Origin of the sequence: Pseudomonas sp. GL-B-26, from assembly GCF_019947405.1 — a bacterium.
In the GTDB taxonomy this organism is placed as follows: Bacteria; Pseudomonadota; Gammaproteobacteria; order Pseudomonadales; family Pseudomonadaceae; genus Aquipseudomonas.
This window is the reverse complement of record NZ_JAGYGJ010000020.1, coordinates 21,359-42,428: the sequence shown is the minus strand read 5'-3', so window position 1 is coordinate 42,428 and position 21,070 is coordinate 21,359. Positions and strand designations below refer to the sequence as shown.

Sequence of the window (21,070 nt, the reverse complement as noted above, 5' to 3'; positions counted from 1 at the left end):
GCTCCGGGACGCGCTGTGTACGCACGGCAAGTTCCAGGGCCGTCCGCACAGCGGAGCAGTGTCATGTCCGAAGTAAATCTGTCCACCGACGAAACCCGCGTCAGCTACGGTATTGGCCGTCAGCTGGGCGATCAACTGCGCGACAACCCGCCACCGGGCGTTAGCCTGGACGCGATCCTGGCAGGTCTGACCGACGCTTTCGCCGGCAAGGAAAGCCGTGTGGGTCAGGAAGAAATGTCCGCGAGCTTCAAGGTCATTCGCGAAATCATGCAAGCTGAAGCAGCCGCCAAAGCTGAAGCCGCTGCTGGCGAAGGCCTGGCATTCCTGGCTGAAAACGCCAAGCGTGACGGCATCACCACCCTGGCTTCCGGCCTGCAATTCGAAGTACTGACTGCCGGTGAAGGCGCCAAGCCAACCCGTGAAGATCAAGTGCGCACTCACTACCACGGCACCCTGATCGACGGCACTGTGTTCGACAGCTCCTACGATCGTGGTCAGCCTGCAGAATTCCCGGTTGGCGGCGTGATCGCTGGCTGGACCGAAGCCCTGCAACTGATGAATGCCGGCAGCAAATGGCGTCTGTACGTGCCGAGCGAACTGGCTTACGGCGCTCAAGGCGTTGGCAGCATTCCGCCGCACAGCGTACTGGTATTCGACGTCGAACTGCTCGACGTTCTGTAAGACCGTAACCCTGTAGGAGCTCTGCCCCTACAGGGTTTTTCAGCGTTTCTCATATTTCGATCTTGTGGTGCAGTTCGCTTGTCGGGCGCAATGCCCGGGCATAGCAGAACAGAAACAGATTGCGCACCAGTTCCTTGAGCACCACCGGCTCGCTGGAACTCAAGCCGTTGACGTCCAGATCACCCTGATCCTGCAGCTCATTCAAGGCTTCTTCTTCAAGCACCGCACAGACTTCCCCGGTTTCCCGATGCAGGATCTTGAGGTAAGGGTGTGGGCGGTCCAGCCAGGCATCGATCAAATAAGTCATGGGGCTCATCTCCATTGATGGGTTTCAATGAGAATAATTCTTATTCATGAAATAGCAAGGACCTATTGGTGGTTTGTGTTTTTTTAAGGGTAAAGGTTACGTAAGGTCAAAACGTCTGGCGTTTGGCTATTGCGAGGGATTGTTGGGCGAAGCGGGGGAGGGCGAAGCACCATCCCACGCAGGACGCGGGATGGAATACAGCAGATTCAGACTTTTCTGACGAACTCGGATTTGAGCTTCATCGGGCCGATGCCGTCGATCTTGCAGTCGATGTCGTGATCACCATCGCACAGGCGGATGTTCTTGACCTTGGTGCCGACCTTGACCACCAGCGACGTGCCTTTGACCTTGAGGTCCTTGATCACGGTGATGGTGTCGCCGTCCTGCAGGACGTTGCCGACCGAATCCTTTTTCACGTTGTCATCGGACACTGCTTCGGCTTCGCCGCTGGCGGACCACTCGTGTGCGCACTCAGGGCAGATCAGCTGGGCGCCGTCTTCGTAGGTGTATTCGGAATTGCATTTTGGGCAGGGTGGCAACGTGCTCACTAAAGCTCCTTGGATTCAGGATCGCTAAAAAGCGCATATTATATAGGGTTTTATCGGAGGAGGGGCACACAGCAAAAAATCGCAGCCCCATAGGAGCTGCCGTAGGCTGCGATCTTTTGATCTTGCTGTAAAAATCAGTGCGTACGGGCGACCGCAAATTCGCTCAACTCGACCAGAGCATCGCGGTATTCGCTGGCAGGCAGCGCATCGAGGCACTTGATCGCACGGGCCACGTAGTCACGGGCCAGTTGGGCGGTGTAATCCAGCGAACCTGAGGCTTCCACGGCTTCGCGGATGCTTTCCAGGTCTTCAATGCCGCCTTTCTGGATCGCCTTGCGCACCAGTGCAGCCTGCTCCGGCGTGCCTTCGCGCATGGTGTAGATCAGCGGCAGGGTCGGTTTGCCTTCAGCCAGATCGTCACCGACGTTCTTGCCCAGGGTTTCGGCGTCGCCTTTATAGTCCAGCAGGTCGTCGACCAATTGGAACGCCACGCCCAGATGATCGCCGAATGTACGCAGGGCTTCTGACTGTTCCGATGTCGCTTCGCAGAGCGCTGCAGCACTGTGTGTCGAGGCCTCAAAGAGCATCGCGGTTTTGCCGCGGATGACTTCCATGTAGGTTTCTTCAGTGGTGCTGGCGTCGCGGACCTTCGACAGCTGCAACACTTCGCCTTCGGCGATGATGCGCGTGGCTTGCGAAAGGATTTTCATCACCGGCATGGAGCCCAGTTCGACCATCATTTCGAAGGACCGCGAATACAGGAAGTCGCCCACCAGCACGCTAGGAGCGTTGCCCCACATGGCGTTCGCGGTCGAGCGGCCACGGCGCATGCCGGACATGTCGACCACGTCGTCGTGCAGCAAGGTCGCGGTGTGCAGGAATTCGATGGTTGCCGCCAGCAGGCGCAGGTCATCGCCTTCGCGACCCAGAGCCTTGCCACACAGCAACACCAATAGAGGGCGCAGGCGTTTACCGCCAGCCGAGGTAATGTAATCGCCGATTTTCGATACCAGCGGCACTCGGGAAGTCAGCTGCTTCTTGATGATGCCGTCGACGGCGCTAAAATCGTCCGCCACCGCGCGGTAGAAAGCTTGGGGTTGCATCAGCGACAGTTGCTCCAGAAGGGTTGCGCGGCATGCTAGGACCCACGTCGGCGGGTGTCAAGGTACGATGGACGGCCTCTTGCATCGCCCCGGCAGCTTGCGTACAATCGCGCACCCTGAACTTCCTGGGCAGCACCTGCCTTACGCAATTGCAAACAGGCCTTCCAGCCCAATGCAGCCATGCCAGCCAATACCTCTTCTTATAAAGAGCTGGGTGAGCAGGATTATCGGAGAAATACCATGTCGTACGCAGTAATTGTTACTGGTGGCAAGCAGTACAAAGTCGCCCCAGGTGAATACCTGAAGATTGAAAAACTGGAAATCGCTACCGGCGAATCCGTTACTTTTGATCGCGTTCTGTTGGTCGCCAATGGCGATGACGTGAACATCGGCGCTCCAGTTGTTGCTGGCGCTACCGTTGTGGCTGAAGTGATCTCCCAAGGTCGTCACGATAAAGTCCGCATCATCAAGTTCCGTCGTCGTAAGCACCACATGAAGCGTATGGGCCACCGCCAGTGGTACACCGAGATCAAAATCACCGGTATTCAGGCTTAATTTCAGCCTAATTCCTCACTAGGAGAATTGACTCATGGCACACAAAAAAGCTGGTGGTAGTACCCGTAACGGTCGCGACTCAGAAGCCAAACGCCTTGGCGTGAAGATGTATGGCGGCCAGAAAATCATTCCGGGCAACATCATCGTGCGTCAGCGCGGCACCCAATTCCACGCTGGCTACGGCGTTGGCATGGGTAAAGATCACACCCTCTTCGCGAAAATCGAAGGCGTGATCAAGTTTGAAGTAAAGGGCGCGTTCAACCGCCGTTACGTGAGCGTTGTCGCAGCTTAATTGCGAGATCGCTGGAAAAGCCCTGTCTTGCGACGGGGCTTTTTCGTTTGTGGGGTGAGTCTCTTGCAAAGCTGTTTGTGATGGGCTCCGGCGCTGGATTTGCGGTCGTTGATTGAGGTCGCTGCGCTCATTTTTGCAAGAGTCTTATGTCTTAGTGTTTTTCGGCTCGTCCGTATGACGAGAGGCGTTTTGTTATGAAGTTTGTTGATGAAGTATCGATTCGAGTAAAGGCCGGTGATGGCGGCAACGGTTGCATGAGCTTCCGTCGCGAAAAATTCATTGAAAACGGCGGCCCGAACGGCGGTGACGGTGGTGATGGCGGCTCGGTCTACATGATCGCCGACGAAAACCTCAACACCCTGGTGGACTACCGTTACACCCGGCACTTTGATGCCGAGCGTGGTTCCAACGGCGGCAGCACTGACTGCACCGGCAAGAAAGGTGAGGAGCTGGTGCTGCGTGTTCCGGTCGGCACGACTGTTATCGATTCCGCTACTCAGGAAGTGATCGGCGACCTGACCAAGGCTGGCCAGAAACTGCTGGTGGCTCACGGCGGCTGGCACGGTCTGGGTAACACCCGATTCAAGTCCAGTACCAACCGTGCTCCGCGTCAGACCACTCCGGGTAAGCCGGGTGAGGCGCGTGATCTGAAGCTGGAAATGAAGGTGTTGGCTGACGTCGGTCTGCTGGGCTTGCCGAACGCTGGCAAAAGTACTTTCATTCGTTCGGTGTCGGCCGCCAAGCCGAAAGTCGCCGACTACCCGTTCACCACGCTGGTACCGAACCTGGGTGTGGTCAGTGTCGATCGCTGGAAAAGCTTCGTGGTCGCGGACATTCCGGGTCTGATCGAAGGTGCTTCCGATGGCGCAGGTCTGGGGATTCGCTTCCTCAAGCACTTGTCGCGTACCCGTCTGCTGCTGCACCTCGTGGACATGGCGCCGCTGGATGACGCCAGCGCCCCGGATGCTGCGGAAGTGATCGTCAGCGAACTGACCAAGTTCAGCCCGTCCCTGGCAGAGCGTGATCGTTGGTTGGTGCTGAACAAGTGCGACCAGATCCTCGAAGAAGAGCATGACGCTCGCGTCAAGGAGATCGTTGATCGCCTGGAATGGACTGGTCCGGTCTACGTGATCTCGGCCATCTCCAAGCTGGGCACCGAGCGTCTTTGCCACGACATCATGCGTTACATGGAAGACCGTGCTGATCGCCTGGCTAATGACCCGGTTTACAAAGAAGAATTGGCCGAACTCGATCAGCGCATCGAAGACGAGGCCCGTGCTCAGTTGCAGGCCCTGGATGACCAGCGTGCCCTGCGCCGTAGCGGCGTGAAGTCGGTCCACGACATCGGCGACGATGATTGGGACGAAGAAGATGTGGATGACGAAGACGGTCCGGAAATCATTTACGTGCGTGACTGATTCGTTGCGATAAACTAAAACGCCGCTCACTAGAGCGGCGTTTTAGTATCTGGAAATCGGTAGTCACGAATAACGTTACGGGCAGCGCTGGGTCGCGCTGTCCTCAAGCTAAGGTTGAAGATGATGCGGAGCAAGGTGACAGGTGCGCAGCGTTGGGTCGTGAAGATCGGCAGCGCTTTGCTGACGGCGGACGGCAAGGGCCTGGATCGCGCGGCAATGGGTGTTTGGGTTGAGCAGATGGTGGCTTTGCATGAGGCTGGCGTCGAGTTGGTGCTGGTGTCCTCCGGAGCGGTGGCGGCCGGCATGAGTCGCTTGGGCTGGACCGTGCGACCCAGTGCGATGCACGAGTTGCAGGCCGCTGCCGCCATCGGTCAGATGGGGTTGGTGCAGGCCTGGGAGTCGAGCTTTGCCGAGCATGGCCGGCATACCGCGCAGATTCTCCTGACCCACGATGACTTGTCCGACCGCAAGCGCTACCTGAACGCCCGCAGCACCTTGCGCGCGTTGGTCGAGCTGAAGGTTATTCCGGTGATCAACGAGAACGACACCGTGGTCACTGATGAAATCCGTTTCGGTGACAACGACACGCTCGCGGCGCTGGTAGCCAACCTGGTCGAAGCTGACTTGCTGGTGATCCTTACCGATCGCGATGGCATGTTTGACGCCGATCCGCGCAACAACCCTAACGCCAATCTGATTTACGAGGCGCGCGCCGATGATCCGGCGCTGGATGCGGTGGCGGGCGGTACGGGTGGTGCGCTGGGGCGTGGCGGCATGCAGACCAAATTGCGTGCTGCTCGGCTGGCGGCTCGTTCCGGTGCGCATACCATCATCGTTGGTGGGCGTATTGAGCGCGTGCTGGATCGCCTCAAGGCGGGCGAGCGCATCGGCACCTTGCTGTCGCCTGAGCGCGGCCTGTTGGCAGCGCGCAAGCAGTGGCTGGCCGGGCACCTGCAAACCCGCGGCACGCTTGTGCTGGATGCTGGCGCGGTGACGGCGCTGTCCAAAGGCAACAAAAGTTTGCTGCCTGTGGGTGTCAAGCTGGTCCAGGGCAGCTTCCGTCGTGGCGAGATGGTGGTTTGCGTGGCGCCGGACGGTCGTGAGATTGCCCGAGGCCTGGCCAACTACAGCGCGCTGGAAGCACAAAAAATCATCGGTCAGTCGTCTGAGGCGATTGTCGGTCTGTTAGGTTATATGGCGGAGCCGGAACTGGTTCATCGCGATAACCTGATCCTGGTCTGAAGGAATACCTGAATGCGCGTGGCAAAAGGATTGTTGGGTCTGCTGTTGGCGATGCCGCTGCTGGCCTCGGCTGAGGAGATTGGTCAGGTGTCGACGGTGTTCAAGTTTGTCGGTCCGAACGACCGCATCGTCGTTGAGGCGTTTGATGATCCAAAGGTTGAGGGTGTGACCTGCTACCTGTCGCGGGCCAAGACGGGTGGCGTGAAGGGTGGTTTGGGGTTGGCTGAAGATCGTGCAGAAGCGTCTATCGCTTGTCGTCAGGTCGGGCCGATCAGCTTCAAAGGCGAGTTGAAGGATGGTGACGAGGTGTTCAAGGAGCGCACGTCACTGGTGTTCAAGACCATGCAGGTGGTGCGATTCCTCGACAAGAAGCGCAATACGCTGGTGTACCTGGTCTATAGCGATCGTGTGATCGAAGGCAGTCCGCAGAATGCGGTCACCGCCATCCCTATCCTGCCGTGGGCGCAGGCTCAGTAATCCAAAGAAGATCAAAAGTATGGGAAGGGGCTGCCCCTTCCCATTTTTTTTGCGCTGGGTTTACTAAATCGCAGGCAATAAAAAACCGACCCTAGGGTCGGTTTTTTAACAAGCTTATCGCTTATGCGGCAACAGCAAGGTTCAGAGCCTTGACGTGACCGTTCAGGCGGCTCTTATGACGAGCAGCCTTGTTCTTGTGGATGATGCCTTTATCGGCCATACGGTCGATAACTGGCACGGCCAGAACGTAAGCAGCTTGAGCTTTTTCAGCGTCTTTTGCGTCGATGGCCTTAACTACATTCTTGATGTAGGTACGAACCATGGAACGCAGGCTGGCGTTGTGGCTGCGACGCTTCTCAGCCTGTTTTGCACGTTTTTTGGCGGAAGGTGTGTTGGCCACCGTCGAGCTCCTCGAAAGACTTTTTAGGAAATAGCAAACAAAATAGGCCGCGAATCATGCCGATGAGTTGATGTCTTGTCAAGGGCGGTTGAGACGTTCCGCTAAGTGGTAGGTATAAAGAGGCGGGATATTTATTTCCGGCGCTTGACCTGTAAACTCGCGAGCTTTGGCTCTGTGCTGCTGCGGCGCGGAGTATCGCATAAGTAGGCGCTTTGTTCGCCTGCTGTTTATCGACAGGCACAAACTCTTTCAATGAATCTGCTCAAATCGTTGGCCGCCGTCAGCTCTATCACGATGCTTTCCCGGATTCTGGGGTTCGTTCGTGACACTCTCATTGCGCGCACATTTGGCGCCGGGATGGCGACTGACGCCTTCTTTATCGCCTTCAAATTGCCCAATCTGCTGCGGCGGATCTTCGCCGAAGGGGCTTTTTCCCAGGCATTCGTGCCGATTCTTGCTGAATATAAAAGCCAGAAGGGCGAGGAGGCGACGCGAACCTTCATTGCCTACGTCTCGGGCCTGCTGACGCTGGTGCTGGCGTTGGTCACCGCGTTGGGCATGATCGCTGCGCCGTGGGTCATCTGGGTGACCGCGCCGGGCTTCACCGACACGCCGGAAAAATTCGAGCTGACGGCCAGTCTGTTGCGGGTGACCTTTCCTTACATATTGCTGATCTCCCTGTCTTCATTGGCCGGGGCGATCCTCAACACCTATAACCGCTTCTCGGTGCCGGCCTTCGTGCCGACCCTGCTCAACGTCAGCATGATCATCTTTTCGGTGTTCCTGACGCCGTACTTCGATCCGCCGGTCATGGCGCTGGGCTGGGCAGTACTGGCGGGTGGTCTGGCGCAATTGCTCTATCAGCTGCCGCACTTGAAAAAGATCGGCCTGCTGGTGTTGCCACGACTGAACCTGCGTGACAGCGGCGTCTGGCGGGTCATAAAACAAATGCTGCCGGCGATTCTCGGTGTGTCCGTGAGCCAGATTTCGCTGATCATCAACACCATTTTCGCCTCGTTCCTGGTCGCCGGTTCCGTGTCATGGATGTACTACGCCGACCGTTTGATGGAATTACCGTCCGGTGTGCTGGGCGTGGCGCTGGGTACGATTCTCCTGCCGACCCTGGCCAAGACCTACGCAAGCAAGGATCGCCAGGAATACTCGCGGATCCTCGATTGGGGTCTGCGTCTGTGCTTCATGCTGGTGTTGCCGTGCTCCCTGGCACTGGGGATTCTCGCCGAGCCGCTGACGGTTTCTTTGTTCCAGTACGGCCAGTTCAGCGCGTTTGACGCCTCCATGACCCAGCGGGCGCTGATCGCTTATTCGGTCGGTTTGCTCGGGATTATCGTGATCAAAGTGCTGGCGCCGGGCTTTTATGCGCAACAAAACATCCGCACTCCGGTAAAAATCGCGATTTTCACCCTGATCGTTACCCAATTGTTCAACCTGGTGTTGATCGGTCCGCTGGCCCACGCCGGCCTGGCACTGGCCATCAGCATCGGCGCGTGCATTAACGCCAGCCTGCTGTTCTATCAGCTGCGCAAGCAGCAGATGTATGAGCCGCAACCGGGTTGGGCGAAGTTCGGCTTCAAGCTGGTGATAGCAGTGTTGGTGATGTCTGCTGTGTTACTGGTCGGAATGCATTTCATGCCAGCCTGGGATCAGGGGCATATGCTGGAGCGGTTCTTGCGTCTGGGCGCATTGGTCGTTGCCGGTGTGGTGGCTTATTTCGGCATGTTGCTGTTGATGGGCTTCCGTTTGCGAGACTTCAATCGCAAAGCGCTGAGCTGAGGTCACGACCTCGATAAACACGGGCGAATCGACGGTTTTGTCGGCTCGATCACTTTGGGTTACGGTGTTGCCTGTCGTCGGCCGCCGGGTGTGGTTATAATCGACCACTTTATGAGCAAGAAGCGCGTTATGCAGCTGGTTCGAGGCCTCCACAACTTGCGCCCCCAGCATCGGGGCTGTGTCGCCACTATTGGCAACTTTGACGGTGTTCACCGTGGCCACCAGGCTATCCTGGCGAGGCTCCGTGAGCGTGCGCTCGAGTTGGGCGTGCCCAGCTGCGTGGTGATTTTTGAGCCGCAGCCGCGAGAGTTCTTCGCGCCGGACACGGCGCCGGCCCGTCTGGCCCGGCTGCGGGACAAACTGCAGCTGCTGGCCGAGGAAGGTGTCGACCGGGTCCTGTGCCTGGCCTTCAACCAGCGCTTGAGCAAGCTCAGCGCCGCCGAATTCGTCGATACCATTCTGGTGGACGGCCTCGGTGTACAACATCTTGAGGTCGGTGACGACTTCCGTTTCGGCTGCGACCGGGTAGGGGATTTCGATTTCCTGCAACAGGCAGGCGTCCTGCAAGGCTTTACCGTCGAAGCGGCGCAAACCGTGGAGCTGGACGGTATTCGCGTCAGCAGCACCCAGGTCCGCAATGCCCTGGCCGCTGCCGATTTTGCCTTGGCCGAGCGACTGCTCGGGCGTCCGTTCCGGATTGCCGGGAGGGTCCTGCATGGCCAGAAGCTGGCGCGTCAGTTGGGTACGCCCACGGCCAACATACAACTCAAGCGTCGTCGCGTGCCGCTGACCGGGGTTTACCTGGTCAACGTCGACATCGACGGCAAGACCTGGCCAGGCGTCGCCAACATTGGCGTGCGGCCAACCGTTCAAGGTGATGGCAAAGCCCACCTCGAAGTGCATCTTTTAGATTTTGCCGGCGATCTGTATGACCGGCGTTTGACGGTGGTTTTCCACCACAAGCTGCGTGAAGAGCAGCGTTTCGCCTCTCTGGAGGCGCTTAAGACGGCGATCAATGCGGATGTTGCCGCCGCCCGTGCCCTGTCGCACCTAGCGCCAATCGCTAATGAAGAGCCTTAAATGACCGACTATAAAGCCACGCTAAACCTTCCGGACACCGCCTTCCCAATGAAGGCCGGCCTGCCTCAGCGCGAACCGCAGATTCTGCAGCGCTGGGACAGCATTGGCCTGTACGGTAAGTTGCGCGAGATTGGCAAGGATCGTCCGAAGTTCGTACTTCACGACGGTCCTCCGTACGCCAACGGCACGATTCACATCGGTCATGCGCTGAACAAGATTCTCAAGGACATGATCATCCGCTCGAAAACCCTGTCGGGTTTCGATGCGCCTTATGTTCCGGGCTGGGACTGCCACGGTCTGCCGATCGAGCACAAAGTCGAAGTGACCCACGGCAAAAACCTGGGCGCGGACAAAACCCGCGAACTGTGCCGTGCCTACGCCACCGAGCAGATCGAAGGCCAGAAGTCCGAATTCATCCGTCTGGGCGTGTTGGGCGATTTTGCCAACCCGTACAAGACCATGGATTTCAAAAACGAGGCCGGTGAAATCCGCGCCTTGGCAGAAATCGTCAAGGGCGGTTTCGTGTTCAAGGGCCTGAAGCCTGTGAACTGGTGCTTCGACTGCGGTTCGGCCCTGGCTGAAGCGGAAGTCGAGTACGAGAACAAAAAGTCCTCGACCATCGACGTAGCGTTCCCGATTGCCGACGAAGCCAAACTGGCTGCCGCTTTCGGCCTGCCGTCGCTGGGCAAACCCGCTTCGATCGTGATCTGGACCACCACCCCGTGGACCATCCCGGCCAACCAGGCGTTGAACGTTCACCCGGAATTCAACTACGCCCTGGTCGACGTCGGCGACAAACTGCTGGTGCTGGCTGAAGAGCTGGTCGAGTCGTGCCTGGCCCGTTACAGCCTGGAAGGCTCGGTCATTGCGACCACCACCGGTAAAGAGCTGGAACTGATCAACTTCCGTCACCCGTTCTACGACCGTCTGTCGCCGGTATACCTGGCCGAGTACGTTGAACTGGGCGCTGGCACCGGCGTGGTTCACTCCTCGCCAGCCTACGGCGTGGACGACTTCGTGACCTGCAAGAAGTACGGCATGGTCAACGACGACATCCTCAACCCGGTACAGAGCAACGGCGTTTACGCGACGTCGCTGGAGTTCTTTGGCGGCCAGTTCATCTGGAAAGCCAACCCGGCCATCGTCGACAAGTTGACCGAAGTGGGTGCGCTGCTGCACACCAGCATCATCGAACACAGCTACATGCACTGCTGGCGTCACAAGACTCCGCTGATCTACCGCGCCACCGCGCAATGGTTCATCGGCATGGACAAAGAACCTGTGACCGGCGAAACCCTGCGCAAGCGGGCGATCAAAGCCATCGAAGAGACCAAGTTCGTCCCGACCTGGGGCCAGGCGCGCCTGCACTCGATGATTGCCAACCGTCCGGACTGGTGCATCTCCCGTCAGCGCAACTGGGGCGTGCCGATTCCGTTCTTCCTGAACAAGGAAAGCGGCGAGCTGCACCCACGTACTGCCGAATTGATGGAAGAAGTCGCCAAGCGCGTCGAAGTCGAAGGCATCGAGGCCTGGTTCAAGATGGACGCCGCGGAGCTGCTCGGTGACGAAGCGCCGCAATACGACAAGATCAGCGACACCCTGGACGTCTGGTTTGATTCGGGCACCACGCACTGGCACGTTCTGCGCGGTTCGCACCCAATGGGCCACGAGACCGGTCCACGTGCCGACCTGTACCTGGAAGGTTCGGACCAGCACCGTGGCTGGTTCCACTCGTCGCTGCTGACCGGTTGCGCCATCGACAACCACGCGCCATACCGCGAGCTGCTGACTCACGGCTTCACCGTCGATGAGTCCGGCCGCAAGATGTCCAAATCCCTGGGCAACGTGATCGCGCCGCAAAAGGTCAACGACACCCTGGGCGCCGACATCATGCGTCTGTGGGTGGCTTCCACCGATTACTCGGGTGAAATGGCGGTTTCCGAGCAGATCCTGCAGCGCAGTGCGGACGCCTATCGGCGTATCCGTAACACCGCGCGTTTCCTGCTCTCCAACCTGACCGGCTTCAACCCGGCCACCGACATCCTGCCGGCCGAAGACATGCTGGCGCTGGACCGTTGGGCCGTGGACCGCACCCTGTTGCTGCAACGCGAGTTGCAAGAGCACTACGGTGAATACCGCTTCTGGAACGTCTACTCCAAAATCCACAACTTCTGCGTGCAGGAGCTGGGCGGTTTCTACCTCGACATCATCAAGGACCGTCAGTACACCACTGGTGCCAACAGCAAGGCCCGCCGTTCGGCGCAAACCGCGCTGTACCACATCTCCGAAGCGCTGGTGCGCTGGATCGCGCCGATCCTGGCATTCACCGCTGACGAACTGTGGGAATACCTGCCGGGCGAGCGTAACGAATCGGTAATGCTCAACACCTGGTACGAAGGCCTGACCGAGCTGCCGGAAAACGTCGAGCTGGACCGCGCCTACTGGGAGCGGATCATGGCGGTGAAAGTCGCGGTCAACAAGGAAATGGAAATCCAGCGTGCGGCCAAAGCCGTCGGTGGCAACCTGCAAGCCGAAGTGACGCTGTTCGCCGAAGAGGCGCTGAGCGCCGACCTGGCCAAGCTGAGCAACGAACTGCGCTTCGTACTGATCACCTCGACCGCTACCGTTGCACCGTTCGTTCAGGCGCCGGCCGATGCCGTGGTCACCGAAGTCAGCGGTTTGAAACTGCAAGTGGTCAAGTCGAGCCACGCCAAGTGCGCCCGTTGCTGGCACTGCCGTGAAGACGTCGGTGTGAACCCGGAGCATCCGGAAATCTGCGGTCGTTGCGTCGACAACATCAGCGGCGCTGGCGAGGTTCGTCACTATGCCTAATGCGGCTGGCCGTTTCGGACGGCTGAGCTGGCTCTGGTTGAGTTTGCTGGTCCTGGTCATAGACCAGGCCAGCAAGTTCTACTTCGAAGGCAAGCTCGAGATGTACCAGCAAATCGTGGTGATCCCCGATTTGTTCAGCTGGACCCTGGCCTACAACACGGGCGCGGCGTTCAGCTTCCTGGCCGACAGCTCCGGCTGGCAGCGCTGGCTGTTTGCCCTGATCGCGGTCGTGGTCAGTGCGGTGCTGGTAGTGTGGCTCAAGCGTCTGGGGCGCAACGAAACCTGGCTGGCCGTCGCTTTGGCGCTGGTGCTGGGTGGCGCGCTGGGTAATCTGTATGACCGCATTGCCCTGGGCCATGTGATCGATTTCATTCTGGTGCATTGGCAGAACCGCTGGTATTTCCCGGCGTTCAACTTTGCCGACAGTGCAATCACTGTTGGTGCCGTAATGCTTGCGCTGGACATGTTCAAAAGTAAGAAGACCGGAGAAGCCGTTCATGACTGAACAGGTATTGGCTGAGCAACGCATCCGCCAGAACACGGAAGTCACTTTGCACTTTGCACTGCGCCTGGAGAACGGCGACACCGTCGACAGCACCTTCGACAAAGCCCCGGCGACCTTCAAGGTCGGTGATGGCAACCTGTTGCCAGGGTTCGAAGCTGCGCTGTTCGGCTTCAAGGCTGGCGACAAGCGTACGCTGACGATTCAGCCGGAAAACGCTTTTGGCCAACCCAACCCGCAGAACGTACAGATCATCCCGCGCTCGCAGTTCAAGGACATGGAACTGTCGCCGGGCTTGCTGGTGATCTTTAACGATGCGGCCAATACTGAGTTGCCCGGTGTGGTGAAGGTATTCGATGACGAGCAAGTGACCATCGACTTCAACCACCCGCTGGCCGGCAAGACATTGACCTTTGACGTCGAGATCATCAACGTCAAATCGTTGTAACTGACCGAACACGGTCAAAATGTGGGAGTGAGCCTGCTCGCTCCCACAGTAAGAAGTTTTTTACTGTTTTCGCTATTTCTTGCGCGCAAGACACGAGGCACAGCATGCAAATCAAACTCGCCAACCCCCGTGGCTTCTGCGCCGGTGTGGACCGGGCGATCGAAATCGTCAACCGCGCCCTGGAAGTCTTCGGGCCGCCGATCTACGTGCGCCACGAAGTGGTCCACAACAAATTCGTCGTCGAAGACCTGCGTGCTCGCGGGGCGATCTTCGTCGAAGAACTGGATCAGGTACCGGACGACGTCATCGTGATCTTCAGTGCCCACGGTGTTTCCCAGGCCGTGCGTACCGAAGCCGCCGGTCGCGGCCTGAAGGTGTTCGACGCCACCTGCCCGCTGGTGACCAAGGTACACATCGAAGTTGCACGCTACAGCCGCGACGGCCGTGAATGCATCCTCATCGGCCACGCCGGTCACCCGGAAGTCGAAGGCACCATGGGCCAGTACGATGGCAGCAATGGTGGCGCGATCTATCTGGTCGAAGACGAGAAAGACGTCGCCGCCTTGCAGGTGAACAACCCTGAAAAACTGGCGTTCGTGACCCAGACCACCCTGTCCATGGACGATACCAGCCGCGTCATCGATGCCCTGCGTACACGCTTCCCGGCGATCGGTGGCCCGCGCAAGGACGACATCTGCTACGCCACGCAAAACCGTCAGGACGCGGTCAAGCAACTGGCCGACGAGTGCGACGTGGTACTGGTGGTCGGCAGCCCGAACAGCTCCAACTCCAATCGCCTGCGTGAACTGGCCGAGCGCATGGCTACCCCGGCCTATCTGATCGACGGTGCCGAAGACCTGCAAAAGAGCTGGTTCGACGGAGTCGAGCGAATCGGCATCACTGCTGGCGCCTCCGCACCGGAAGTGCTGGTGCGTGGCGTGATCCAGCAGTTGCAGGCGTGGGGTGCTACCGGCGCCGATGAACTGGCCGGTCGCGAGGAGAACATCACCTTCTCCATGCCTAAAGAGTTGCGCGTCCGCTCCCTGCTTTAACGCTTTTGCCTCCAGGGCACAGCGCCTGCTCAGCCTTATGGCTGCGCAGGCTGACGCGGCCGGTCGCGGCCAGCACCACCTGGAGCTGAGTGACCGGTTCGCGGGCTGCGCAAATGTGCAATGTCCCCGCTTGAAAGGCCCGTCCGGGCATCTGTGGCTCGCCAATACTGTTGAAACGTATGTATCGCCTGACCGGCCAATTGCCGACAATCGGCACCCGAGTGCCACTCGCGCGCTCAACCAGCAGCGGATTGCTGTTGTCCTCCGCGCCTTTACCACTGATATCCAGAATGATCCGCCAGCCCTGACTCCAGTCGTCGTTGATTCCGTGAATCACGACGCTCTGGTTGCGTGTGATGGCAACGGTTCTGGCGTTGCGTATACCGCTGATAAGCGACTGTGCCACCTGCTCGCGATGGTTCGATTCAGTCAGTGCAGCAAACGCCGGACTGACCAATAGCAGAACAATACCGACAATTGTCAGTCCCATGAGCAGTTCGATCAGGCTGAAACCTCGCTGATGCATGTCATCTCCCTCCCTGGAGTACTGCGGCTCGCGCGATCCCTGCGCGAGTTATGGCAAAACAACCGAACACCTGCCGGTCGAATGTTCTAGCGTGTAGAAGCAGGTATAGCCGACGGCAACGGAGGGCACCGATGGATCATCGTACAAAAGGTTTCACGCTGATCGAGTTGCTGATCGCGCTCGCGGTGTTTCTGGTCCTGATCACGCTGGCCGTACCGGCGTTTACCCGTTCGGTGCAAATCACCAAGGCCGACACCGAAATCGGCGATCTGCAACGCGGACTCAATTTCGCCCGACTGGAGGCTATCGACCGTGGTGTCACCACCCGGCTGCGCCCGACGGCCGGCGGCAGCGTCTGGACCGGGGAATTAACGGTCTTTGACGGTACTGGCAATCCGGCCAATGTATTGCGGGTTGTTCCAGCGATGAGCAGCGGGGCGACTCTAACGCTAACCTCGGGGGTGACTGCCATCGATTTCAACAATCTGGGTGGGTTGTCGGCACCGTCCACGGCGGTAGTGATCAGCTATGTACTGGGGGCGCAAAGCAGGACGCTGAATGTGTGTTTGAACGGACGAATTCTATTGGGTGGAAATTGCGGATGAGGGGATGGAACAAGCGTGCACAGGAGGGCATGACGCTGATCGAAGTCCTGGTTGCGTTGTTGATTCTGAGCGTGGGGCTGTTAGGGGCTGCGGCGATTCAGCTCAACGCGCTGAAGTACACAGACAGTTCGCGGATGACCAGCCAGGCCAGTTTTATCGCCTACGACATGATGGACCGAATTCGCGCCAACTCCGGTGCCGACTACACCGTCACGCCACCGACCTCAGGCAACCTGAGCGTCGCCCGGGATCAGGACCTCTACGACTTCACCACCAACATTGTCGATTTCGGCGGCGCCACTGCCACCGGAAGCGTTACGCTCAATCAGCGGGTGTACACCATCACCATCACCTGGGATGACTCGCGGGCTGCGAACATCGCCAATTCGCGGCGCAGTTTTGTCCTGACCAGTCGCGCCACAGTCGATCCGGTGTCGACACCATGAACCAGGCCAACAGAGGTTTCGGCCTGATCGAGTTACTGATCGCCCTGGCGTTGAGTTTGGTCGTGGTCCTGGGCGTGGCGCAGATTTTCATCGCGGCCAAGAACACCTATGTCAGCCAGAGCACCGCTGCCGCCATGCAGGAAGATGCGCGTTTCGTACTGAGCAAACTGATTCAGGAAATTCGCATGGTCGGCATGTTCGGATGTCTGGGGGCTATCACCGACTCGAGCTCGGCGGGTGACTTCAATGTCAGCCAGACAACGCCGATCAGTTGGGACAATGCCAACCTCAAACTGACCCTGGTGACTGCGGATGTCGGCGGCGGTGGCGGGGTACCGACCTGGACGGTGGTTTCCGATTGTCGGAACAATGCAACGGCCTACACGGGCACCCGAGTTCCGGCGTCGGGCGAGCTGGCGTTTCCGATCCGGCGCTTGATCTACAGCTTCAGCAACAATCAACTGCTGATGGGTGTCGGCACTGGCACGCCGGCTCAGGCGGTGCTGGTGAACAACGTCAGTGCCTTCAACGTGAGCTTCGGCCTCGCCAGTTCGGCCACTGATGTGGCTGCCTCCAGTTACAGCAGCAACCCCTCTGATCCGGCGCGCATTCGTAGTGTTCGCCTGACATTGACCCTCACCGACCCGAACAATCGGGTACACAACCAAACCTTCAACGTGGTTGCCGCTCTGCGCAACCGCTTGCCATGAGGGGAGGGCCGATGAGTATTTCTCCCGTGACCCCTCACACCCAGCGTGGCATGGCGCTGCTGGTTAGCCTGGTGTTTCTTCTGTTGCTGACACTGATTGGTCTTTCATCGATGCAAAACGCCACGCTGCAGGAAAAAATGGCTGCCAGCGTGACCTTGCGCAATCAGTCGTTCCAGGGCGCCGAATCGGCGTTGCGCGTAGGTGAAAGCGCGGTGCAACTGGAGACCTATTCGTTACCGGTCTGCAGCGGCACCACCCAATGCGCGCCGCCGGCCGAGTCGTCGACAATCATCGGCGCCGGCTTAAATTCCACCTCGGGGGTAACCTGGATCGCCTCCGGCAGCGGTTTTTACGGGGTGCAGAACATCGGCACCACCCTGACCGCCGTGAATGTTCCGAGCAACACCTCAACAACGCTGTACCGGGTGACCGCAGTCGGCATCGCGGGCAACTCGCGCAGTGTGGTGGAGAGTATTTATGCAAAGGATTGAGTGGCGTGGCGATTTGTGGCGGTTGTTTTGCGGCGCGGTGTTGGGGCTTTACCTGTCGGCGCCGGCCTATGCGTTCACGCCCTCGGATTCGCCGCTGTTGAACGCCGCCGCCGTGGCACCCAACGTGATGCTGTTACTAGATGACTCGGGGAGTATGAACAGCATTATCTGGGCGGCAGGCTTCGACCCAGCGATCGCGCGCCCCCCGGTGACTATTTGCCTCTCGAATGGTACGTGCTTGAAAGGCCGGGAACTTGACATGACCGATACCAGTATCGCTTTGTCGAGTTTGAATCACGGAACATGCGTCAAGGACGGATGGTACGGTTTTTATAAGAACAGCGTTTCCGGTCTGGATTCGCTTTGCCTGAAGCTTCCTGATCCGGTAGGGCGCGAGGACACTCGCTATTCGGCGAAATACTTGTCGTATCTGATAAGCCTGGCCAACAATTCCGACCGGGATTTCACCGATGGCTCGATCCCCGATGATTACCGGATGAATGTGGCGCGCAATGTTTCCAAGGCATTGGTGGCCGGTAATCGCTCGCTGCGTATCGGCCTGGCGACGTTCAACCTGGCTGTCGGAAACCATAAGAATGACGGCGGTTACATCGCCCGCGCGGTCAGTGATTTGTCGGCTGTCAGTGGCACCGTGACTCAGACTCAGGCTGATACCAACTACAACGCATTGATTGCCGGAATCGACGAACTGAGCGCGGAGGCCAATACGCCACTGGCTGAAGCCTATTACGAGATCACCCGCTATTTCCGTGGCATGGCGCCGTACAACAACTCGACGCCCACCACCTATACCAGTCCGATTCAGTATCGCTGCCAAAGAAACTACGGGGTGGTGATTACTGACGGCCTGCCAACCTACGACCGAACCTTTCCGACCGACGATCCTCTCGGTGGCAGCCGCTTACCGAACTGGGACGGGATCAGCAATAACGATGGCGCCAACCTCCTGGGCGACGACGATGGCGATACCCTGTATCTGGATGACATCGCCAAGTTCGCCTTCGACATCGACATGCGCTCCACGGGAACCGATTCCGCGGGCAAAAGCTGGGACGCGGTGGATTTTCCCAAACAGAACATGAACACCTACACCGTGGGTTTTACCGCAGCAAACCAAATGCTGGCGGACGCCGCGACCTACGGGCAGGGCAAGTACTACCAGGCGACTGAAGGCGCCGGGCTCAACAGCGCACTGTCTTCGGCCCTGAGCGACATCACCTCCAAGGCTGGTTCAGGTGGCAGTGGCGTCACCAGCGGGACCACTCTGGCCAGCGGTTCGAGTTACTTTCAGACCAGTTACGATCCCAAGGATTGGCGCGGCACGATCAAGTCCTACGGGTTTACCTCCGCTGGCGCGGTCAACACCGCCTCGGTGTTGTGGACAACCGATACCGCCATCGTGCCCGGTGCCACGGCGCCGACCTATCAATCCTGGAACACCCTGACCAATTCGGCTGTGACACTGGCCTACGCCAGTTTTTCCCCTGCCCAGCAAACATCCCTCAGCCAGAGTTTGCCCATCGGCATCACCGGCAGCGATCTGGTGGAGTGGAGCAAGGGCACCAACAAGGTCGGCTTGAAAATGCGCAGTGTGCTGCTTGGCGACATCATCAATTCGCCGTTGGCCCTGGCGTCACCCACGGATAAAACCGCGTCCGATCTGTCAGGCGACACCACTTACAGCACCTATCTGGCAACCAAAGCGGCAAGCATGAACGCCAGCCTCGTGGTGAACGCCAACGACGGCTTTGTAAACGTCATCAACACGTCCAATGGCACGCGGCGTTACGCTTTTATGCCGTCCAGTGTGTTGCCGTCACTGCGCTATATCGCCGACCCCGATTACATAAACGGGGTGAGCCACAAGTTTCTGGTGGACGGCCAAGTGGGCGTGTTCGATGCCCAGCTCAACAGTGCCTGGAAAACCCTCGCGTTGGGTGGGACAGGGGCGGGGGGGCGAACCTTCTATGCGCTGCAACTGTTCGACGCATCGGCCGGTAACGTAACGAAGGCGTTGTGGGAGATCAGCGCACCGGCCACAGCAAATACGGCGAACGTTTTCAATGATCTGGGTTATGCCTATGCACGACCGGAAGTGGCACGCTTGGCCGACGGTCGATGGGCGGCATTCATCTCCAACGGTTATGGCAGCAACTCCGGGGTGGCAGCGTTGTACGTGGTCGACATTCGCGACGGCACGCTGATCAAGAAAATCGTGGTGGACGGCGCGGAGACTACCAACGGTCTGTCATCGGTAAAACTTCGGGTCAATTCGCAGAATGTGGTGCAGGCCGCTTATGGCGGCGATTTGAAGGGGCGGATGTGGAAGTTTGATTTGAGCGCTACCGCCCCGGAATCGTGGGACCTGGCGTTTTCCCGCAATCCGCTGTTTACCACCGCAGGTGGCATCGCCCAGCCGATTACCGCGCAACCATTGCTGGCGGACAATTCGTTGGGGGGGACGGAAGTGTTTTTCGGTACCGGTAAATTCAATGAAATTGCCGACAAGACCAACAAAGACCTTCAGGCTTTCTATGCCGTGTGGGATGCGGAAGGTGGCTCCGGACAAATCACAACGTCCAGTTTGCAGGCACAGTCGGTGACTGGCGTGTTCTCGGGTAGCAGTGGGCAATTCATCACCACCAGCCAGAACGACGTGACCTATCCGGCGAAAAAAGGCTGGTACCTGCCGCTGGTGTACAACAACGTGCTAACCGGTGAGCGGGTGATCAATCAGGCCAGTCTGGCGGCGGGCCGGATCGTGTTCACCACGGCCAGCGTGGACACCACCGATCCTTGCGCCAGTTTCGGTACCGGCAAACTGGTCGAGCTGGATGCATTCAGCGGTAAGATGCTCAATTACGCGGTGCTCGACACCAATGGTGACGGGCTGGTCGACAGCACGGATTCGATATCAAGCGGGGTGATTTTCACCGGTGGTATTCCGACGCTGAACGCGATCGTCAACAATGCGTCCCGCAAGATTGTGAACAACTCCAGCGGTGGCATCAGCTCCCTGGTGGAAAAGCCCGGCAGCGGCGGCAGCCGTCGCATCATGTGGCGACAAATACAGTAAGTGAGAGTTTGAGGCATGCGCAGATCCAGCCGAGGTTTTACCCTGATCGAAATCATGATCGTGATTGCGATCATCGGGATCGTCATCACCATTGGCTACCCGAGCCTCACCGAGTACGTGAATAAGGGCCGCCGCACTGAAGTCGCCGGCCTGCTCTCCGAACAAGCGCAGATCCTTGAACGCTACTATTCGAAGAATAATGTCTACACCAATGCCACCGGCCTGAACGCCGGTAATGACTTCTACACCATCACCCCGACCCTGACCGATCAGACCTTCCTGCTGACGGCAGTGCGCAAGGCCGGCAAGGCCATGGCGGCTGACAAGTGCGGTGATTTCACTATCACCAACACAGGCGTCAGAAGCATGGTCAATGCGACGGCCACGACCAAGGATTGCTGGGGTCGCTGAGTTCCTTTTGCGGGCGCCTTTTGTGCCCTCTGTTTATTTAACGGTTGGATCAGAAC

23 protein-coding genes are annotated in these 21,070 nt (G+C 58.5%); 18 read left to right on the top strand and 5 right to left on the bottom strand.

The window, feature by feature from the left end:
- Positions 1-63: 63 nt before the first annotated feature.
- Positions 64-681, top strand: a complete 618-nt coding sequence (locus tag KGB23_RS15065; protein ID WP_149418390.1) for an FKBP-type peptidyl-prolyl cis-trans isomerase — start codon at positions 64-66, stop codon at positions 679-681.
- A gap of 49 nt (positions 682-730) precedes the next feature.
- On the opposite strand, the gene KGB23_RS15060 is transcribed toward KGB23_RS15065, so the two are convergent.
- The 3 genes from KGB23_RS15060 to KGB23_RS15050 form a co-directional block, all read right to left on the bottom strand.
- Positions 731-988, bottom strand: a complete 258-nt coding sequence (locus KGB23_RS15060; protein ID WP_223431652.1) for a hypothetical protein — start codon at positions 986-988, stop codon at positions 731-733.
- 206 nt (positions 989-1,194) lie between these two features.
- Complete coding sequence (locus KGB23_RS15055) at positions 1,195-1,536, bottom strand: zinc ribbon domain-containing protein YjdM (protein ID WP_150658202.1); 342 nt, start codon at positions 1,534-1,536, stop codon at positions 1,195-1,197.
- Positions 1,537-1,670: 134 nt separating this feature from the next.
- On the bottom strand, positions 1,671-2,639 hold the full coding sequence (locus KGB23_RS15050; RefSeq protein WP_033054288.1) for a polyprenyl synthetase family protein: 969 nt from the start codon (positions 2,637-2,639) through the stop codon (positions 1,671-1,673).
- A gap of 240 nt (positions 2,640-2,879) precedes the next feature.
- Here KGB23_RS15050 and rplU point away from each other — a divergent pair, with 240 nt between their 5' ends.
- The 5 genes from rplU to KGB23_RS15025 all read left to right on the top strand — a co-directional run bounded on the left by rplU (position 2,880) and on the right by KGB23_RS15025 (position 6,623).
- Positions 2,880-3,194, top strand: coding sequence for a 50S ribosomal protein L21 (rplU, locus tag KGB23_RS15045; RefSeq protein ID WP_003176051.1), 315 nt, complete (start codon positions 2,880-2,882; stop codon positions 3,192-3,194).
- Between the two features lie 34 nt (positions 3,195-3,228).
- Positions 3,229-3,486 carry a 50S ribosomal protein L27 gene (gene rpmA, locus KGB23_RS15040; RefSeq protein ID WP_003176049.1) on the top strand — a complete coding sequence of 86 codons (258 nt, stop codon included), beginning with the start codon at positions 3,229-3,231 and terminating at the stop codon, positions 3,484-3,486.
- A gap of 194 nt (positions 3,487-3,680) precedes the next feature.
- Complete coding sequence (cgtA, locus tag KGB23_RS15035) at positions 3,681-4,904, top strand: Obg family GTPase CgtA (RefSeq protein WP_010467530.1); 1,224 nt, start codon at positions 3,681-3,683, stop codon at positions 4,902-4,904.
- Between the two features lie 123 nt (positions 4,905-5,027).
- Positions 5,028-6,146, top strand: a complete 1,119-nt coding sequence (gene proB / locus KGB23_RS15030; protein ID WP_059402007.1) for a glutamate 5-kinase — start codon at positions 5,028-5,030, stop codon at positions 6,144-6,146.
- Between the two features lie 12 nt (positions 6,147-6,158).
- Complete coding sequence (locus KGB23_RS15025) at positions 6,159-6,623, top strand: CreA family protein (RefSeq protein ID WP_033054290.1); 465 nt, start codon at positions 6,159-6,161, stop codon at positions 6,621-6,623.
- Between the two features lie 121 nt (positions 6,624-6,744).
- Here the strand turns inward: KGB23_RS15025 and rpsT are convergent, their stop codons facing one another.
- A complete protein-coding gene (gene rpsT, locus KGB23_RS15020; RefSeq protein WP_008154937.1) occupies positions 6,745-7,023 on the bottom strand; it encodes a 30S ribosomal protein S20 in 279 nt (92 codons plus the stop codon).
- Between the two features lie 252 nt (positions 7,024-7,275).
- Here rpsT and murJ point away from each other — a divergent pair, with 252 nt between their 5' ends.
- The 6 genes from murJ (at position 7,276) to ispH (ending at position 14,728) form a co-directional block, all read left to right on the top strand.
- Positions 7,276-8,814, top strand: coding sequence for a murein biosynthesis integral membrane protein MurJ (gene murJ, locus KGB23_RS15015; protein WP_223431651.1), 1,539 nt, complete (start codon positions 7,276-7,278; stop codon positions 8,812-8,814).
- 129 nt (positions 8,815-8,943) lie between these two features.
- On the top strand, positions 8,944-9,894 hold the full coding sequence (ribF, locus tag KGB23_RS15010; protein ID WP_008154932.1) for a bifunctional riboflavin kinase/FAD synthetase: 951 nt from the start codon (positions 8,944-8,946) through the stop codon (positions 9,892-9,894).
- A complete protein-coding gene (gene ileS / locus KGB23_RS15005; protein WP_223431650.1) occupies positions 9,895-12,726 on the top strand; it encodes an isoleucine--tRNA ligase in 2,832 nt (943 codons plus the stop codon). It abuts the gene before it with no gap.
- Positions 12,719-13,231: a signal peptidase II gene (gene lspA, locus KGB23_RS15000; RefSeq protein WP_033054294.1), complete on the top strand. Its 513-nt coding sequence runs from the start codon at positions 12,719-12,721 to the stop codon at positions 13,229-13,231. The genes ileS and lspA overlap by 8 nt, the downstream gene beginning before the upstream one ends.
- A gap of 7 nt (positions 13,232-13,238) precedes the next feature.
- Positions 13,239-13,676, top strand: a complete 438-nt coding sequence (gene fkpB, locus KGB23_RS14995; protein ID WP_176471593.1) for an FKBP-type peptidyl-prolyl cis-trans isomerase — start codon at positions 13,239-13,241, stop codon at positions 13,674-13,676.
- 104 nt (positions 13,677-13,780) lie between these two features.
- Positions 13,781-14,728, top strand: a complete 948-nt coding sequence (gene ispH / locus KGB23_RS14990; protein ID WP_033054296.1) for a 4-hydroxy-3-methylbut-2-enyl diphosphate reductase — start codon at positions 13,781-13,783, stop codon at positions 14,726-14,728.
- Here ispH and KGB23_RS14985 read toward each other — a convergent pair.
- On the bottom strand, positions 14,697-15,254 hold the full coding sequence (locus KGB23_RS14985) for a GspH/FimT family pseudopilin (RefSeq protein WP_223431649.1): 558 nt from the start codon (positions 15,252-15,254) through the stop codon (positions 14,697-14,699). The two genes, ispH and KGB23_RS14985, sit on opposite strands and share 32 nt — an antisense overlap.
- A 131-nt stretch (positions 15,255-15,385) precedes the next feature.
- Here KGB23_RS14985 and KGB23_RS14980 point away from each other — a divergent pair, with 131 nt between their 5' ends.
- Genes KGB23_RS14980 through KGB23_RS14955 form a run of 6 tightly spaced genes read left to right on the top strand, consistent with a single transcriptional unit; the run spans position 15,386 to position 21,014 of the window.
- On the top strand, positions 15,386-15,859 hold the full coding sequence (locus tag KGB23_RS14980; RefSeq protein ID WP_150658195.1) for a GspH/FimT family pseudopilin: 474 nt from the start codon (positions 15,386-15,388) through the stop codon (positions 15,857-15,859).
- Positions 15,856-16,305 carry a type IV pilus modification protein PilV gene (gene pilV, locus KGB23_RS14975; RefSeq protein ID WP_150658194.1) on the top strand — a complete coding sequence of 150 codons (450 nt, stop codon included), beginning with the start codon at positions 15,856-15,858 and terminating at the stop codon, positions 16,303-16,305. The genes KGB23_RS14980 and pilV overlap by 4 nt, the downstream gene beginning before the upstream one ends.
- Positions 16,302-17,015 (top strand): PilW family protein, encoded by a 714-nt coding sequence (locus tag KGB23_RS14970; protein ID WP_223431648.1) that lies wholly within the window; start codon positions 16,302-16,304, stop codon positions 17,013-17,015. The genes pilV and KGB23_RS14970 overlap by 4 nt, the downstream gene beginning before the upstream one ends.
- An 11-nt stretch (positions 17,016-17,026) precedes the next feature.
- Positions 17,027-17,506, top strand: a complete 480-nt coding sequence (locus KGB23_RS14965) for a PilX N-terminal domain-containing pilus assembly protein (RefSeq protein WP_223431647.1) — start codon at positions 17,027-17,029, stop codon at positions 17,504-17,506.
- Entirely contained in the window at positions 17,493-20,603 is a 3,111-nt protein-coding gene (locus tag KGB23_RS14960) for a pilus assembly protein (RefSeq protein ID WP_223431646.1), read from the top strand. The genes KGB23_RS14965 and KGB23_RS14960 overlap by 14 nt, the downstream gene beginning before the upstream one ends.
- Positions 20,604-20,618: 15 nt before the next feature.
- Positions 20,619-21,014 (top strand): type IV pilin protein, encoded by a 396-nt coding sequence (locus KGB23_RS14955; RefSeq protein WP_223431645.1) that lies wholly within the window; start codon positions 20,619-20,621, stop codon positions 21,012-21,014.
- Positions 21,015-21,070 lie beyond the last annotated feature (56 nt).

What these genes read in the sequence shown, in the direction of transcription:
- proB (WP_059402007.1), top strand. Translation starts at nt 5,028, where the DNA reads ATGCGGAGCAAGGTGACAGGTGCGCAGCGTTGGGTCGTGAAGATCGGC.
- pilV (WP_150658194.1), top strand. Translation starts at nt 15,856, where the DNA reads ATGAGGGGATGGAACAAGCGTGCACAGGAGGGCATGACGCTGATCGAA.
- KGB23_RS14960 (WP_223431646.1), top strand. Translation starts at nt 17,493, where the DNA reads ATGCAAAGGATTGAGTGGCGTGGCGATTTGTGGCGGTTGTTTTGCGGC.
- KGB23_RS14955 (WP_223431645.1), top strand. Translation starts at nt 20,619, where the DNA reads ATGCGCAGATCCAGCCGAGGTTTTACCCTGATCGAAATCATGATCGTG.
- ribF (WP_008154932.1), top strand. Translation starts at nt 8,944, where the DNA reads ATGCAGCTGGTTCGAGGCCTCCACAACTTGCGCCCCCAGCATCGGGGC.
- KGB23_RS14965 (WP_223431647.1), top strand. Translation starts at nt 17,027, where the DNA reads ATGAGTATTTCTCCCGTGACCCCTCACACCCAGCGTGGCATGGCGCTG.
- KGB23_RS14970 (WP_223431648.1), top strand. Translation starts at nt 16,302, where the DNA reads ATGAACCAGGCCAACAGAGGTTTCGGCCTGATCGAGTTACTGATCGCC.
- KGB23_RS14980 (WP_150658195.1), top strand. Translation starts at nt 15,386, where the DNA reads ATGGATCATCGTACAAAAGGTTTCACGCTGATCGAGTTGCTGATCGCG.
- cgtA (WP_010467530.1), top strand. Translation starts at nt 3,681, where the DNA reads ATGAAGTTTGTTGATGAAGTATCGATTCGAGTAAAGGCCGGTGATGGC.
- KGB23_RS15025 (WP_033054290.1), top strand. Translation starts at nt 6,159, where the DNA reads ATGCGCGTGGCAAAAGGATTGTTGGGTCTGCTGTTGGCGATGCCGCTG.
- KGB23_RS15065 (WP_149418390.1), top strand. Translation starts at nt 64, where the DNA reads ATGTCCGAAGTAAATCTGTCCACCGACGAAACCCGCGTCAGCTACGGT.
- KGB23_RS15050 (WP_033054288.1), bottom strand. Translation starts at nt 2,639, where the DNA reads ATGCAACCCCAAGCTTTCTACCGCGCGGTGGCGGACGATTTTAGCGCC.
- murJ (WP_223431651.1), top strand. Translation starts at nt 7,276, where the DNA reads ATGAATCTGCTCAAATCGTTGGCCGCCGTCAGCTCTATCACGATGCTT.
- ispH (WP_033054296.1), top strand. Translation starts at nt 13,781, where the DNA reads ATGCAAATCAAACTCGCCAACCCCCGTGGCTTCTGCGCCGGTGTGGAC.
- KGB23_RS14985 (WP_223431649.1), bottom strand. Translation starts at nt 15,254, where the DNA reads ATGCATCAGCGAGGTTTCAGCCTGATCGAACTGCTCATGGGACTGACA.
- ileS (WP_223431650.1), top strand. Translation starts at nt 9,895, where the DNA reads ATGACCGACTATAAAGCCACGCTAAACCTTCCGGACACCGCCTTCCCA.
- rplU (WP_003176051.1), top strand. Translation starts at nt 2,880, where the DNA reads ATGTCGTACGCAGTAATTGTTACTGGTGGCAAGCAGTACAAAGTCGCC.
- KGB23_RS15060 (WP_223431652.1), bottom strand. Translation starts at nt 988, where the DNA reads ATGACTTATTTGATCGATGCCTGGCTGGACCGCCCACACCCTTACCTC.
- lspA (WP_033054294.1), top strand. Translation starts at nt 12,719, where the DNA reads ATGCCTAATGCGGCTGGCCGTTTCGGACGGCTGAGCTGGCTCTGGTTG.
- rpmA (WP_003176049.1), top strand. Translation starts at nt 3,229, where the DNA reads ATGGCACACAAAAAAGCTGGTGGTAGTACCCGTAACGGTCGCGACTCA.